Annotated in this window: 18 protein-coding genes; 3 read left to right on the top strand and 15 right to left on the bottom strand. The window is 31.6% G+C overall.

Annotated features, from left to right (window positions below; genetic code table 11):
- From QZ824_RS07185 to QZ824_RS07175, 3 genes are all read left to right on the top strand, one after another.
- On the top strand, positions 1 to 767 hold a 767-nt coding region (locus tag QZ824_RS07185; RefSeq protein ID WP_291275345.1), incomplete at its 5' end, for a hypothetical protein.
- A 156-nt stretch (positions 768 to 923) separates the two neighbouring features.
- Complete coding sequence (gene typA, locus QZ824_RS07180; protein WP_291275344.1) at positions 924 to 2,723, top strand: translational GTPase TypA; 1,800 nt, start codon at positions 924 to 926, stop codon at positions 2,721 to 2,723.
- Positions 2,724 to 3,014: 291 nt separating this feature from the next.
- The gene (locus QZ824_RS07175) at positions 3,015 to 3,452 is read left to right on the top strand and encodes a hypothetical protein (RefSeq protein ID WP_291275343.1); all 438 of its coding nucleotides are present in this window, start codon (positions 3,015 to 3,017) and stop codon (positions 3,450 to 3,452) included.
- 32 nt (positions 3,453 to 3,484) lie between these two features.
- On the opposite strand, the gene QZ824_RS07170 is transcribed toward QZ824_RS07175, so the two are convergent.
- The 15 genes from QZ824_RS07170 to QZ824_RS07100 form a co-directional block, all read right to left on the bottom strand.
- Entirely contained in the window at positions 3,485 to 4,531 is a 1,047-nt protein-coding gene (locus QZ824_RS07170; RefSeq protein WP_291275342.1) for a peptidylprolyl isomerase, read from the bottom strand.
- A 14-nt stretch (positions 4,532 to 4,545) separates the two neighbouring features.
- Entirely contained in the window at positions 4,546 to 5,637 is a 1,092-nt protein-coding gene (locus QZ824_RS07165) for a peptidylprolyl isomerase (protein ID WP_291275341.1), read from the bottom strand.
- Between the two features lie 8 nt (positions 5,638 to 5,645).
- The gene (gldI, locus tag QZ824_RS07160) at positions 5,646 to 6,209 is read right to left on the bottom strand and encodes a gliding motility-associated peptidyl-prolyl isomerase GldI (protein ID WP_291275340.1); all 564 of its coding nucleotides are present in this window, start codon (positions 6,207 to 6,209) and stop codon (positions 5,646 to 5,648) included.
- Between the two features lie 6 nt (positions 6,210 to 6,215).
- Entirely contained in the window at positions 6,216 to 7,229 is a 1,014-nt protein-coding gene (locus QZ824_RS07155) for a bifunctional oligoribonuclease/PAP phosphatase NrnA (RefSeq protein WP_291275339.1), read from the bottom strand.
- Positions 7,229 to 7,600: a fluoride efflux transporter CrcB gene (crcB, locus tag QZ824_RS07150; RefSeq protein WP_291275338.1), complete on the bottom strand. Its 372-nt coding sequence runs from the start codon at positions 7,598 to 7,600 to the stop codon at positions 7,229 to 7,231. The genes QZ824_RS07155 and crcB overlap by 1 nt, the downstream gene beginning before the upstream one ends.
- Positions 7,597 to 9,591 carry a T9SS type B sorting domain-containing protein gene (locus tag QZ824_RS07145; RefSeq protein WP_291275337.1) on the bottom strand — a complete coding sequence of 665 codons (1,995 nt, stop codon included), beginning with the start codon at positions 9,589 to 9,591 and terminating at the stop codon, positions 7,597 to 7,599. Before QZ824_RS07145 ends, crcB begins: the two co-directional genes overlap by 4 nt.
- 16 nt (positions 9,592 to 9,607) lie before the next feature.
- The gene (locus QZ824_RS07140) at positions 9,608 to 10,462 is read right to left on the bottom strand and encodes an ABC transporter permease subunit (RefSeq protein WP_291275336.1); all 855 of its coding nucleotides are present in this window, start codon (positions 10,460 to 10,462) and stop codon (positions 9,608 to 9,610) included.
- Between the two features lie 10 nt (positions 10,463 to 10,472).
- Positions 10,473 to 11,363 carry an ATP-binding cassette domain-containing protein gene (locus tag QZ824_RS07135; RefSeq protein ID WP_291275335.1) on the bottom strand — a complete coding sequence of 297 codons (891 nt, stop codon included), beginning with the start codon at positions 11,361 to 11,363 and terminating at the stop codon, positions 10,473 to 10,475.
- A 56-nt stretch (positions 11,364 to 11,419) separates the two neighbouring features.
- Positions 11,420 to 12,502: an FUSC family protein gene (locus QZ824_RS07130; RefSeq protein WP_291275334.1), complete on the bottom strand. Its 1,083-nt coding sequence runs from the start codon at positions 12,500 to 12,502 to the stop codon at positions 11,420 to 11,422.
- A 2-nt stretch (positions 12,503 to 12,504) separates the two neighbouring features.
- The gene (locus QZ824_RS07125) at positions 12,505 to 13,455 is read right to left on the bottom strand and encodes an alpha/beta fold hydrolase (protein ID WP_291275333.1); all 951 of its coding nucleotides are present in this window, start codon (positions 13,453 to 13,455) and stop codon (positions 12,505 to 12,507) included.
- Positions 13,456 to 13,520: 65 nt separating this feature from the next.
- Positions 13,521 to 13,733, bottom strand: coding sequence for a helix-turn-helix transcriptional regulator (locus QZ824_RS07120; RefSeq protein WP_291275332.1), 213 nt, complete (start codon positions 13,731 to 13,733; stop codon positions 13,521 to 13,523).
- A 3-nt stretch (positions 13,734 to 13,736) separates the two neighbouring features.
- Positions 13,737 to 14,288: a DUF2975 domain-containing protein gene (locus QZ824_RS07115; RefSeq protein WP_291275331.1), complete on the bottom strand. Its 552-nt coding sequence runs from the start codon at positions 14,286 to 14,288 to the stop codon at positions 13,737 to 13,739.
- Between the two features lie 103 nt (positions 14,289 to 14,391).
- Positions 14,392 to 14,607 carry a (4Fe-4S)-binding protein gene (locus tag QZ824_RS07110; protein WP_291275330.1) on the bottom strand — a complete coding sequence of 72 codons (216 nt, stop codon included), beginning with the start codon at positions 14,605 to 14,607 and terminating at the stop codon, positions 14,392 to 14,394.
- Positions 14,608 to 14,609: 2 nt separating this feature from the next.
- Complete coding sequence (locus QZ824_RS07105; RefSeq protein ID WP_291275329.1) at positions 14,610 to 15,188, bottom strand: TMEM175 family protein; 579 nt, start codon at positions 15,186 to 15,188, stop codon at positions 14,610 to 14,612.
- Positions 15,189 to 15,218: 30 nt separating this feature from the next.
- A complete protein-coding gene (locus QZ824_RS07100) occupies positions 15,219 to 15,569 on the bottom strand; it encodes a DUF2200 domain-containing protein (RefSeq protein ID WP_291275328.1) in 351 nt (116 codons plus the stop codon).
- Between the last annotated feature and the right edge of the window lie 166 nt (positions 15,570 to 15,735).

Here is a 15,735-nt window from a genome sequence, read left to right as displayed (position 1 = left end):
TTGTTGAGCCAGATCCAATTGAATTTGATAATGTAGATTTGAATGATACTAAAATTGCTAAACTAGAAAGTGAGTTAAAAAATATAAATTTTAAAACAGATGCTTGGTTGTTAGAAAGTGTATTTCTTGGTGGTTTAGCTTTTTCAGGTTTTTTAACAGTTGCCTCTGCAAATTTTTTAGGATCTGAAGTTGAAACTTTTAAATTATTTATTTTACATATTAATAATTATATTGATAATTGTAAAGTAGATAATATTTCTTCGCTATATGGGAAAAGTTTTAATTCTTTTTCCAGGAATGATTTGTATATATTAATAATGTTACTGTGTTTATTAAGTAGTGTTTTTTTTCTATTAATTTTGACATTAAGACTTCGTTTGAATTCATTGGCCCTAAATTTAGATCATATTATGAGAATATTAATAATTTTCAATGCAAAAGAAGAAGAAATTTTTAATAACTCAGAGAATCTTGAAAATAAGCCTAATCAAGTAGCTCGATTTGAAAAGATTCAACGAAAAATTGAAATTGCTTTAAATGATGCTGAAAAATTGCTCATAAAAATTAGGCCAATTTTTATAATGATGAATATATATCGAACAATAGCAATTTTGTTATTTTATCTTGTTTTGATTTTATCAGGATTTTACTTTACACCATTAATTGCAGTAGCTATTACAGGATTAGCTTTTTTTACTTTCTTATTTAGAAAAATTGAAACTTATATAAGTGTTGATGAGATTAGAAGGAGGGTTAAAAGACATTAATATATTTTAATTTAATTAATTTATTTAATTTCTATTTCATAAAGCACCATTTTACACTCTTCAACATCAACAAATTATTAAATTTTAAAAATTTGTAGACTTTAAACCCTAATCTTCAAACTTTTCACTACCTTTGCACCTTCAAAAAAATACCTTATGACAGCAATTAGAAATATCGCGATTATTGCACACGTTGACCACGGTAAAACGACTTTGGTAGACAAAATTATGTACCACTGTCAATTGTTCCGTGAAAACGAAAATACAGGCGACTTAATATTAGATAACAACGACTTAGAGCGTGAAAGAGGAATTACTATCGTTTCTAAAAACGTTTCCGTTAACTATAAAGGAACTAAAATCAACATCATCGATACTCCAGGACACGCGGATTTCGGTGGAGAAGTAGAACGTGTATTAAACATGGCCGATGGAGTTCTACTTTTAGTAGATGCTTTTGAAGGACCTATGCCACAAACACGTTTCGTATTGCAAAAAGCGATTGACTTAGGTTTAAAACCATGTGTGGTGATCAATAAGGTAGATAAAGAAAACTGTACACCGGAAGAAGTGCACGAAAAAGTATTCGACTTAATGTTTGAATTAGGTGCAGAAGAATGGCAGTTAGATTTCCCAACTGTTTATGGTTCAGCTAAAAACAACTGGATGTCTGATGATTGGAAAAACCAAACTGAAAGCATCGAGCCGTTATTAGATATGGTAATTGAGCATATTCCAGCTCCAAAAGTAGCAGAAGGAACACCTCAATTATTAATCACGTCGTTAGACTTCTCTAGCTTTACAGGTCGTATCGCTATCGGACGTTTACAAAGAGGTGAGTTAAAAGAAAACCAACAAATCTCTTTAGTAAAAAGAGACGGGAAAATCATCAAATCAAGAATTAAAGAATTACATACATTCGACGGTTTAGGGCGTAAAAAAGTAGAAAGCGTACAAGCAGGTGATATCTGTGCAATTGTAGGTTTAGAAGGTTTTGAAATTGGAGATACTGTTGCTGATTTCGAAAATCCTGAAGCATTACAATCTATTGCTATCGATGAGCCTACAATGAGTATGTTGTTCACAATCAACGATTCACCGTTCTTTGGTAAAGAAGGTAAATTTGTAACTTCACGTCACGTAAAAGAGCGTTTAGAAAAAGAATTAGAGAAAAACTTAGCGTTACGTGTAAATGAAACGGATTCAGCGGATAAATTCTTAGTATTTGGTCGTGGGGTATTACACTTATCAGTACTAATCGAAACTATGCGAAGAGAAGGGTATGAGTTACAAATTGGTCAGCCGCAAGTTATCATTAAAGAAATAAATGGTCAAAAATGTGAACCAATCGAAGAATTAACGATCGACTTACCAGAAAATGTTTCAGGTAAAGCGGTGGAATTCGTAACGGTTCGTAAAGGTGAAATGTTATCTATGGAACCTAAGGGAGACCGTATGATTATTAAATTCAACATTCCTTCACGTGGTATTATTGGTTTACGTAACCAGTTGTTAACAGCTACAGCAGGTGAAGCTATTATGGCACACCGTTTCTTGGAGTACCAACCGTTCAAAGGGGAAATTCCTGGACGTATCAATGGTTCGTTAATTTGTATGGAAAACGGAAAAGCTATTCCTTATTCAATCAATAAATTACAAGATAGAGGTAAATTCTTTGTAGATCCAAACGAAGATGTATACGAAGGTCAGGTTGTGGGTGAAAACTCAAGAGGGGATGATATGGTAATCAACATCACGAAAACGAAACAGTTGACTAACTTCCGTTCGGCAGGTGCTGATGATAAAACAAGAATTACACCAGCAATCAAATTCTCATTAGAGGAAGCTTTAGAGTACATCCAAAAAGATGAGTATGTAGAAGTTACGCCAAAATCATTACGTTTACGTAAAATTTACTTAAATGAAAACGATAGAAAACGTTTTAAAATAGAGTAAATCGCGTTTCTTTAAATAGAAATTTTGTTAAGCTGAATTTATTTCAGCTTCTAAATAAAATCTAAACCAATTATTCGAAAGTTGTATTTCGTTTAATTGGTTTTTTTTATGTAGCACAACATCAGTTTTCAAAACACTTCCTTTCGGGCTATCCGCAGTACACGGTACTTTGCTACTATCCCGGCTATAATTGAAATTTTATTTTTCATAAGTAAATTTATTCCATCTAATAAAAAGTGGTAAAGTGATGTACTTTTAGGTTTTACTACTACCTTTGCAAAAAAATAGAATATGGAAATTAAATTACAACACGGATTGGACCGTTTATTATTTGGAATGACACAAAAATATGTGGAAACCTTATACGGTAAGCCCAATCGCGTAATCAAAGACGAGGAAGACAATATAATTTATGTATATAACCAAGAAAAAATGAAATTGACCTTTTATGCCGAGGAAGATTTTCGTTTGGGTTATATTACTATTTCTAATCCTGCTGCAACTTTGTTTGGTTCAAAAGCACTTCAAACAGAATGGGATGTGGTTCAAGGTACTTTAGCCTTAAATAAAATTGATCAATACGACCAACATGAAGAAGATGGCGTACAAATTTATTTTAATGAAGCCAATTGGTTACTAATTTATGTAGATTACAACGAAGTTGTGAAAATCGAAATTGGAGCCATTATCAACGATAAAGATGAATTCAACTGGAAATTCAATGAATAAAAAAAGCCTCTATTTCAGAGGCTTTTCTGTTTTTATTTGTTAATTCCCAATAACTCAACTTCAAATATTAGGTCTGCATTAGGAGGAATTACACCACCAGCGCCTCTTTCTCCATAAGCTAAGTTAGCAGGAATGTAGAATTTATATTTTGCCCCTTCTTTCATTAATTGAACTCCCTCAGTCCAACCTTTAATCACTTGGTTTAAACCAAAGCTAATTGGTTCACCACGTTGAACACTGCTGTCAAAAACTTTTCCGTCTAACAACATACCAGTGTAATGAACTTTAACGTTGCTTGTAGCTGTTGGTTGTTCTCCTGTACCTTCTTTTAAAACAATGTATTTTAATCCAGAAGCAGTAGTTGTTGCATTAGCAAATTCTTGCATTGCTTTTGCTTTCAATTCAGCCTCCGCTTTTTCTTTTTCTTCTTTCTCTTTTTTCTCTAAAGCTTCTTTATTTTTAAAGTAATCGCTAAAGATTTTTACGGCATCAAATGCTTTAGCTTCTTTACCTACTTTTAAAATGACAATCTTCTCAATCATATCATTTTGGGCAATTGCATCTACTACTGACTGCCCCTCTACCACATGTCCAAATATACTATGTCTATTGTCTAACCAAGGTGTTTCTTTGTGTGTAATGAAAAATTGAGAACCATTTGTTTTTGGTCCGGCATTTGCCATAGATAAAATCCCAGGTTTATTGTGTTTTAAACTTGGGTCAAATTCATCTTTAAAGCTGTAACCAGGACCGCCAGAGCCATCACCTTTAGGATCACCACCTTGAATCATGAAGTTGGCAATAACACGGTGAAATTTAAGACCATTATAATAGGGTTTTCCTTTTAATTCAGGCGAAACAAATTCGTTTTTACCTTCTGCTAAGCTCACAAAGTTAGCAACTGTAATAGGTGTTTTTTTATACTCTAATTCAAGGGCTATTTTACCTTTGTTAGTATAAATTTCAGCATAAATCCCAGGTGTATTAGTGTAGTGAACTGGTTTTTTTTCTTGTTTTTTGTTTTGTGCTAATGCAGTAGAGGCACAAAGTAAAAATAAAACAAATGATTTAAGTTTCATAATTGTAAGTTTGATTATTGTTTTTCTAAAATTTCAATGACAAAATATAAGTTTGATTTTCCAGGAATTGATTGATATTGATTTTCTCCATAACCTAAATGATAAGGAATGTATAAAACCATTTTTTCACCAAAATTAATTAGGCTTAAACCTTCGGCAAATCCGGGAATTAAACCTTCTTTTTGACCATATTTGAAAGGAAATGCTTGGTATCCATTCATCTTTTTACGTTGCTCATCCACTTGACTAAATTCTTCCGCAACTTCTAAGTCGTTAGTGTCAAATAATGTACCGTCTTCAAAATAGCCAGCATATTTAACATATACTTCACTTCCAATAGTTGGTTTTTTTACGTTTTTAGATGAGATTACTTTTGTAATTAACCCAGATTTAGATTTTATTCCGCTTGATTTTGCTTGGTTCAGTAGGACTATTTTTTCTTTTTTTACCACCGAATTTTTAGCTTCTCTCTCTTTCTGTAGTGTTAATTCTTTTTCGTAATAATCATTGAAAACTTTTACGGCATCGAATTTTTTCGCCTTAGCACCTTTTCTAGCTATTGTTACAGTAATCATTTCATCCCCTTGAGCAATAGCATCAACGATGTCTTGTCCTTTAATTACTTCTCCAAAAATAGAATGAACTCCATCTAACCAAGGTGTTGCATTATGAGTAATAAAAAACTGAGATCCATTTGTGTTTGGTCCAGAATTAGCCATTGATAAAATTCCGGCTTTTGCATGTTTTAATTCGGGATGAAATTCATCTTTAATGACATATCCAGGACCTCCTTGGCCTGTTCCATCAGGGTCGCCTCCTTGAATCATAAAATTAGCCTCCACCCTGTGAAAAGTGAGTCCGTCATAAAAATGAATACCTTTGTATTTTGGGTTTACATAAGTGTTTTTTCCTTCAGCTAGAGTAATAAAGTTAGCTACTGTAAAAGGGGTTTTTTCATATTCCAAACGTGCTGTGATTTCACCTTTTGAAGTTTCTATTATAGCATAGATACCGTCAGGCAAGTTTTGATCAATTTCTTCTTTTTTAGTAGTACAAGAAAGAATAAGTAGTGAAAAAAGGCTAAATAATAGACTAATCTTTTTCATATTAAGGTTTAAGGATTTTGAGTTTTTACCGAATTATCTTTTTTAATATCGTTTAGTGTTACAATACAAATGATGGGTTGGTTCGTGCCAATTTTATCATCATCGCCATGATAACCATAAGCCATATGAGAAGTAAAGACAAATTTTATTTTATCTCCTTTATGCATTAATTTAATTCCATGACGTAATCCTGTCATTATATTTTGTTTATCAACATAGTAGGTTTGAGGTTTCAATTCTTCTTTTGTGTAAATGATATTGCCATATAAATCGGTAATTTCATAGTCAAAATAGGCAATATCGCCTCTTATTGGAGTTGTTGTTTCAGTGCTCTTTTCTTCGTATGTGTACCAATATCCTTTTTCAGATGCGATATAAGCATTAGCCGTATCTTTTTTTATGATTTTTGCGATAGCATCTTCTTCTTTGGCGACTAATTTTTTATTTCTTTGAATAGATTCTTTCATGAAACTACCAGAAGAATGAGAGACTGGTTTTCTAGCTTGTTGTTCAGAGCATGAGGCTATGACAAGTGTTAAGCAAGTTAATCCTATGAATTTATGTAATTGCATTTTTTATTATTTTTCAGTTGCTAAAATAGCAATAAATTTATTGATTGTTTCTTCTAAAGTATCAAAAGATTTTCCTCCAGCCGCGTTTACGTGTCCTCCGCCATTAAAATGTTTTCGAGCAAATTGATTGACATCAAATGTACCTTGTGAACGAAATGATATTTTGATAATATTTTCTTCTTTTAATTCCGTAAAAAAGGCAGTAAAATCAATGTCTTTTATTGTTAAACCATAGTTTACAATACCTTCTGTATCTCCTTTTTCATAGTGAAACTCATTTAAATCTTCTTGTGATAGAGAAATGTAACTGGTATTGTATTCGGGTAAAATACGCATGTTTTGCAAGGCACGTCCTAATAGCTGCAATCGATTGTAGTTGGAATTGTCGTATAAGTTGATGTAAATCTGAGTGTTATCTACTCCTTTATCAATTAGGTCTGCAACAATTCGATGTGTTCTACCAGTGGTTCTAGGAAACCTAAATCCACCAGAATCAGTTGCTATTCCTGTGTAGATACAAGTAGCCGCTTCTTTAGTGATTAAATTTTGATAATCCATTTGCTCGATTAAATCATAAATCATTTGACAAGTGGATCCGTATTCAGTGCTTGAAAAAGTATAAGTAGCATAATTTTCGGGTTTTTCGTGGTGATCCACCATAACAAAAGTACTTTCTATTGTTTTAAGAATACTCTCCATTTGTTCACCCGTTCTGTGAAAAGCATTAAAATCTAATGTAAAAATTAAATCGCTTTGTCTTAATCTTTTGATAGCTTCTCCAACGTTAGTTCCTTCATAAATTAAGGTAGAATCTGTTCCAGGTAACCATTTTAAATAATCAGGAATTTCATTAGGAATCAAAACAACACAATTTGCATTGATTTGCTTTAAAACATGATAAAGTCCAAGTGTAGAACCCATCGCATCACCATCTACATTTCTGTGAGGAATTATAGTTATTTTGTTTGCTGCTTTTATTTGTTCTTTTAGCGCTGTGATTTGTTGTTCTGATAAAGTCATTAATTAAAAAATTTGAATCCTAGAAAAACCGCTATTGTTCCGATTAATAAGGACGAAATGGTATATGAAATTGCTAAGGTATAATTTTGATTTTGAATTAGTTGTAGGTTTTCTAAACTAAAAGTTGAAAAAGTGGTAAATCCACCACAAAAACCAGTTATTAGAAGTAATTTTAAAGTTTCACTTTGCGCATTGTTCTTTAGTGTATAAGCAAAAAATAAGCCTATAAGAAAGCATCCTAAACTATTAGCTATAAAGGTTGGCCAAGGGAAGAAAGTAGTTTGGTATTTGTTGAAAAAGTAACTAAGTAAGTAGCGAATTACACTACCTATTCCCCCGCCTAAAAGTACTAAAATGATATTTTTACTCATCGTTTTAAACTAAAATGTCCTTTGACTGTTCTGCCATTGGTTAATTCCATAACAAACCAATAATCAGATGAAGGCATCATTTGACCATTGTAAAGTCCATTCCAACCATCGCCAGATGCTAGAATTTGTTGTAATAATTTACCGTAGCGATCAAAGATATAAATTCTACTATTTTCCAGTCCTTTTTTATCCAAATTTTCTATACGCCAGCGTTCATTAAAACCATCTCCGTTAGGTGTGAAAAACTTTGGATAACTCAAGGCAAAAAATGAAATACTACTTAATCCACAACCATTTCGATCATTTACTGTAATTTGATATTCACCAGGTTCAGCTAGGTTAAAAATTGGGTTGGTTTGAAATAAGCCACCATCTAAAGCATATTCATAGTCTCCATTTCCTTGAACATGAATTTGAGCGGTTAAGTTTTCTTCAAAATCATTGACTAATACTTCAATAATAGTTGCAGCTTCTGATGAAGTTACAAGAAAAGTTTTTGTATTAGTACATCCATTTGCGTCAGTGATAGTAACCGTATAACTTCCTGCAGCGGTAATTAAAATAGAAGAAGTATTCAGAATGGGACTTGTGTTCCAGGTGTAAGCGGTATATCCTAATGGAGCAGATAAGGTAATCGAGTTTCCGCTACACAAACTAACTGATTCTGTTGTAAATACTCTATCAAAAACATTTACTTTTAAGGTAACAGGTATATTTCCATAACAATTTTGAATGTTTGTGACTCTGGCATAAATGATTTGCTGATATGGAATTGTTGTGGTGAAATTTGTTGCCAAAGGAGTTGTGCTAGTTGGAGAATCAAAAAATGCGATTTGGAAACCAGTTGGTAAGCTTGTAAATAGAGTGTTTTGTATAGCTGCCAAATTAAATGTATCTAAACCGTCAAAATTCGTATCACATTGTACATAGAGGTCTTGATTGATATTTAATGTAGGTGCTGCTTCGATCTGGATACTTCCGGTTAATGTGCAATTAGCGTTGATTGTAATGTCGACACTAAAATCCCCTGTGTGATTAATGGTATAGGTAGGATTAGTAGCACTAGGAATAGCTATTCCGTTTTCAAACCATTGGTAACTAGTTGCTCCAATTTCTGTAGCATCCACGGTCAAAATTTCACTTGGGCAAAGGGGATTTCCAGTAGCTATTAATCTATTTGGGCCAAGATTTTTAGTTGCAATGAAACTACCTGCTCTTAAGAAAATTCCTGAATCATAACGAGCATTTCCTTCGTCTGCTATCACTAATTTAATATGATATAAAATTCCAGGTGTTACAGCGGCTTCAGCTGTTAATATTTTGGTTTGTCCATCAAAACTAGTTGGATAATTTCCAGTATTAAAAGCATCAAAATAGGTTTCATTAGCAGGGGGGCAAATTGTACCATTTCCTCTTACGGTGTTAACGCGTACAGGGGTAGTCGTACCTGGAATAACAGCTAAATTTTGATAAGAACTTCCTCCTACAGGTTTTAGTAAAAAGGCAAATCCATCGGTATAGCTACATTGGTTTGGACTAGGATTTGATAAATACTGTTCTGAAGCAAAAATATATTCAAAGCTTATTTGAGAAGTATTAGAGATAAAATCAAATTCTAGTACAGTTGCATTAAATGTATTAGATAGTCCTAGAGCAGCATTTAAATCAGAATCTCCCGTCCAATTCATTCCTGTTCCATCATCAGAAAAATTAGAATTTGGACCAACAGCAGAACTTAATTTTCCTGTAGTTAAAAGCACTCCTTCTGCAAAAGGTAAGGCACTTCCATTAGCATTAAAATAGCCAAAACTACTTTCTCCATTGCTAAAATTACCTCCAGAGACTGATACATTTGAAATCTGAATACAACCACTATTAACTAGTACATCTTGAACTAATTGCGTGGGAGTATAAGTGTCATCTACCGTTATGTTTTGACTTTTTACAAAACCAAAAAACAAGAGAAAAAAAGGAAATAATGTTTTACTCATAGCATCTGCAAAGATACTATAAATCTCTTTTTTTAAGTGTTAAGTAAGACATAAAAATAAATAAGATTGTCCAAAATAAAACGATACCAACAAAAATAGGTTGTACTTGATAGTTTTTATCAAATGACGCACCTACTGTGTTTGAAACTGACTTTACAAAGTTGAGTCTAGTTAGTGGTTCTACAATTAAATTTGACATTGATTCTAATGGTAAAACGTCTTTAACCCAATCAATAACTACAGTGTCTTTATCTTTTGGGGTATATCCTAAAATATTGTATTTTAAAATGGCATGTCCCACATTTTCTCCTAAAAACCAAACAAATATAAATCCTAATGTAAATGCTGAACGTTTAATTAACAAAGCTAAAAATAAACAAAAAGAAAAGAAAGCTACATGTTTTAAAAAATAAGCAAACAAATAAGACATATCCGAAAAAATAATGCCTAATTCGGTGTAAGAGGAATATTTTAAGCCAAGTACTAAACTTATTCCAAATACAGATAAAGTTGAAATACCTGAAAATAATAAGATGGTATACACTTTTGAAAGTAAAAATTCTTTTTTGGACATTCCATCAATTAAGTTTTGTTTTAAGGTTCCATAACTAAATTCATTGGCTATCATAGAAACGATAATAACGGCTAAAAAAAGTTTAAACCAAGAAGCAAAATAGGTAGTAAAATGCCAAATATAGGGGAAATTAAAAAAACCACTTTTTGCTGCTTCAAATTTAAAAAAACCGAAATCAAATTCGATTAGGGCAATACTAGTCAGTAAGAATAGAGATAAGAAATAAATAATAATTAAAATACGACTGGCTTTATTTAGCCAAATTTTTTGAAGTTCTATAGTTAGTAATCGTTTCATTTTTAAGAGATTAATTGGTTAGTTTTAAGAATTGTTCTTCCAAACTTGTCTTACGCTTTAATAAATGAGTTAAAATGATGTTATGTTTAAATAGGTATTTATTAAGTTCTTTAGCTTCAAGAGGACTTTTTAAATACACTAATACTTTGCCATCTTGAACTTCAATTTTTTCTACTTCTTCTAGTTTTGAAACGGCTTCAATTAATGTTTCTATTTCATCTGCTTGCAATTCAAAAAAGCCTTCATTAGATAACATCTCATCCACGGTTCCTTGATATAAGGTTACACCATATCTAAGGACAATGACATGAGAACATACTTTTTCAACTTCATCTAATAGGTGTGAAGCTAATAATATGGTTGTACCTTGATTAGCTATTACCTTAATTAAATCTCTAATTTGACGAATTCCTTGAGGATCTAGACCATTCGTGGGCTCATCTAAAATTAATATTTCAGGATCATTGAGCAAGGCTGAAGCAATCGCTAAACGTTGTTTCATACCTAAAGAAAAAGTTTGAAATTTACTATCCTTTCGGTCTAATAATCCAACTAAATCTAGTTTTTCATCTACTTTATCAAAAGAAATATTTTTAATTTTACAAACTAGTTTTAAGTTTTCTTCTGCGGTCATGTACGGATAAAAATTGGGTCTCTCAATGATTGCCCCCACTTTTTTCAAAGCGTCATGTGTAGAAAGACTTCCATCGAACCATTCAAATTCTCCTGATGTTTTGTTTACTACATTTAATACAATGCCTAATGTGGTAGATTTTCCAGAACCATTTGGTCCTAAGATGCCATAAACATTTCCTTTTTTTATTTCTAGCGATACATTATTTACCGCATGAACCTTTTTAAATTTTTTATGGAGGTTTGAAATTTTTAAAATTGTGTCCAATGTATTTGTTTTTTGGTTTAAATTATTGGACGAGAGGTTGAAATAAATGTTACAAATTATTTTAATTTCTTTTTTAGAGAAATAGATACCTTTTGTATCCCTTTGGCTGCTTGGTGTTTTAATTTTTCTTGATGAATAAACCAACCGCCAATTGCACCTAAAATACTACCGATAGTAATTTCTAAAGCTCTAGTTTGTATGAGTTGGTCTGTTGGGAGTAAATTTGGATTTGCAGCTTCTGCCATTAAAAGTGTCATAGGAGTTATAAAAAAAACAGCTAAAGCATATTGTTTTATTATAACGAGTTCAATACAAAATTGAAGTATTATGATAGCTAAACAAATGCTCAATAGATTATCTAAATAGGATAATAAAAACCAACTTAGTATTAAGCCAGTGAATGTTCCCAAAATTCGCTGAAAACTTCGTTGCCATATATGGTTTAATGTAGCACCTTGCATTACAGCAGCGCATGAAATAGGAATCCAATAGGGGTTTTTAAAAGCTAGTATATGGCCTAAATAGGTTGTGGCAAACATAAAAATACCGAGTATTAATGCTTCGAGAAGTTGTATTCTTTTATTTTTTCTAATAGCTTTTAATATTGCTTTTTTGTTCATCCAAAATGGATTAGGAGCCAAGAAACAATATGTTAAAGCTAATAAGCAAGAGAAAATGGTGCCCAAAGCTAATGTGCCAATTTTTTGAGGAATATCTTCAATAGAAAATACTTGAAAAGAAGCTAAAGAAGCAATAAATAAGAAAAAAAAATTACCGGGTGGTTTTAGTTTATAATTAAGAGTAATCCAATGAATGGCAATAGCAAATAGGCCAAATGTAAGCGAAGAAATTAATGGATTAAAGCTAAATAATAGTCCAACGGTAAAAGAGATAATATAGCCGAAAGAGCAGGTTAGTAAAGTCACCATTCTAATGGTTGTGGAAGCATTTAATGGTAGATAAAGAATAACTGTTCCACTTATTGAGGCCAAGAATCCAAACGTAAATTGGTTAAAATACCAACCTAATATGAGAGGTGAACCAACACACAAGGAAGCTAACAAGGCTATATGCCATGGGCGTTCACTTTTTTTTATAGCTAACGCTTTTTTTAATTCTTCTTTTGCTTGAAGTTTCACAATTATTTCTTTTGAATAAAAGCGGTTATTTCTTCGGTTAATTGCATTGCATTAGGAAGATTTGGGTCTTTATAACTAGCCATATTTTCTTTTTTATCTCCTTCTATAACTTTGAAAATATGATTCATTTTGTTAATAATGACTAGCTTAGCAGAAGGAACTGCTTGTGCTAATAATTTAGCATCTTCAACGCTTACTTGAACATCTTTATCTCCTTGAATAAGTAGTGTTGGTTTGTTCAGTTTTTTTAATTCTTGTGCAGGATCATATTTGAACCATGAAATCAAATAAGGTTGTACACTTTTTCTAAAGAGTGATTGTAGTAAAGGGTTTATCTTATCTACTGTTTTACCTACTTTTAAGCTGTCTAAAATAGGAAAAGCAATGTCTTTTAACATTTGTGGTTGGTTGTTAAGTTGCTCTTTTAAAATGAGATCAGCTGATTTCCCTGCGCCCGCTAAAGATATAAATTGATCAGCTTCTTTGGCAGCTAACATACCTATTAAAGAGCCTTCACTGTGACCAATGACTACAATTTTTTTATATTTTTTATCTTGTTTTAATTGGAAAATCCATCCTTTGGCATCTTCAACTAAATCTTCAAAGCGTAAATCTTCTTCTCTTGTTAAGGCTTGTTGACTGGCCGCAATTCCTCTTTTATCATAACGTAATGTCGCAATACCATTTTTAGCTAAATCATGCGCTAAATTTTTTAATGAATTGTTTTCCATCGCCACGTTATTTCCATTTCGATCAGTGGGTCCTGACCCCGCAATAATTAGCGCCACTGTACCTTTTTTGAATTGAAGAGGTGTGGTTAAAGTACCATGCAAGGTGCCACTTGCTATTTTAAGTGAAACTTCTGTTTCTAAAAAGGATGTTTTATTATTTTGGCTAAATGTCCATTCGAAAGTTAAGAATACTGAAATAAGTACTGCAATGTAGGTTTTCATGAATTGAAATTAAGTACTTACAAAGATAAGCAAAAAGAAAAGAGGAACATAATCTCCTATTTTAATTATTTATTGTCAGGTTGAAATTCTAAAATATCACCGGGTTGGCAATCTAAAACTTTGCAAATTGCTTCTAATGTACTAAATCTAATTGCTTTTGCTTTACCTGTTTTCAATATGGATAAGTTAGAAAGTGTAACCTCTACTTTTTCAGATAGTTCGTTTAACGACATCTTACGTTTTGCCATCATTACATCTAAATTTACAATTATTGCCATAGTTTAGACAGTTAAATCATTTTCGTTTTGCATTTCAATACCTCTTTTAAAAATTTGTGCAATTATAAATAAAAAAATACTCATAAAGAACCATATGCCCGATCCTTCAATTTTTAATTCTAGTATTGGAGGAAGTGCAATTTTTTGCGATACTAACCAATAATAATTGTTTGTTGCCCATGAAGAAAATAGACCAATGCCAAAGGCTAAATAAGCGCTTAACGAAATGAATTGTTGCATAGGGAGCTGGAAAGGATGTTCTAAATTTACTTTTTTATCATAAAATAGTTTGACAATTAAATAGAAGAGAATTGCTTTTAAAACAAGAACGATAATGGTTAAAAATGTTGTAGTTAAAAAACGCAGTTTATCAAAAGCATACAAAGCTGAAAAATCTAAATGATTCCAATAATATTGAGCACCTATAGGTCTAAAATATGAATAAATAGAGTTGAAGATAAAACCGCAGGCATCTATACATAACCCGACAAAAATTAAACAAGATAAAACATAAAGTACTTTCAAAATCTGTTTTGTTCCAATTTTAATTTCCATAATAAAAAGAATTTAAATTACTGGACAAATATAATTTAATTTTATTGATAAACAATAAAAAATACTTGATAATAATTAAATTTTTATTATTTTTTATAATTGGTTAATTATTACTCTTTTTGTAGGATAGAGCCCCTGATGGACACATTTCAATTTGCTGAATTAGTTCATCGGTAGAGGTGTTTTCTGGAGTTATCCAAGGTTTTTCTTTTGGTTTATATACACTTGGAAGTGATTTTGCGCATATGCCAGCGTGAATACATAGCTGAGGTTGCCAAATTATTGTTATTTCACCATTTGAATATTCTTTTTTTTCCATGATTAGATGTTTTTAAGTTGTTTTTCAATTCTTTTATCTGGGATAAACCAGAGTAAGGCAACTATATAATAGATTATAACGGCTAATATAGGAAAGAAAAAAGAAAGAGTTATTCCAGAAATATATAAGAACAAGGAAGTATATTCCTTTTTTTGAGAGCGAACAGCTTTTGTAAATATTGCTTCTTTTCCTTCATGCTTGATTGCTGATTTTTCTAAAACTAAGAAACTAATTGCAGTTACTAATAAATTGATACCATACAATGCTACGGGGTGACATTCAAAATTATTTTCACCCATCCAACCTGTGGTGAACGGTATAAGTGATAGACTAAATAACAAGAACAAATTAGCCCAAAGAATCTTTCCGTTTACTTTTTGAATAGCATGAAACATATGATGGTGATTGTTCCAATAAATGCCTACATATATGAAACTGAACAAGTAAGATAAAAACTTAGGTAGTAAGGGAGTTAAAATTTCAAATGTATTTCCCTCAGGAACTTTAAGCTCTAAAACCATAATGGTAATCACAATGGCTAAAACACCATCACTAAATGCTTCTAATCGATTGGGGGTCATTTTTAGATTGTTTTTTGTTAGTGATGATACTTAGGTTCTTAAAATTTTTTCTAAGGTTTTTCCCTTTGCCAATTCATCAATTAGCTTGTCTAAGTAACGTATTTTTTGCATTAAAGGATCTTCAATGTTTTCCACTCGATAACCACAAATAACCCCTGTTATTTTAGATACATTTTTGTTTAGTTTCGGTGCTTCAGTAAAAAAAGTTTCGAAGTTGACTTTTTGATCCAAAATTATTTGTAATTGAATTGCATTATATCCAGTTAACCAAGCTATAATTTGATCCACTTCTGCCTTTGTTCGATTCTTTTTTTCAGCCTTTGCTACATAATGTGGATATACACTTGAAAAAGCCATTTTAAAAACTCTATTTTTATTCATGTATAAAATTAAATTTATTAAAATTTTACATATTCTCTTTTAAAGTTGATATTTGATTACAATAAAAATAAACAACTTTAGTAGTTTCAATTTTTAAGCAGTTTTAAAAGTACTAAATTGCCTAATTATTAAAAACATTAATTTGTAAAACAGAATATTATTGAAT

The organism is Flavobacterium sp., from assembly GCF_021151785.1.
GTDB lineage: Bacteria > Bacteroidota > Bacteroidia > Flavobacteriales > Flavobacteriaceae > Flavobacterium.
Note: the sequence above shows the minus strand (reverse complement) of the source record. Positions and strands in the feature narration are given on the sequence as shown.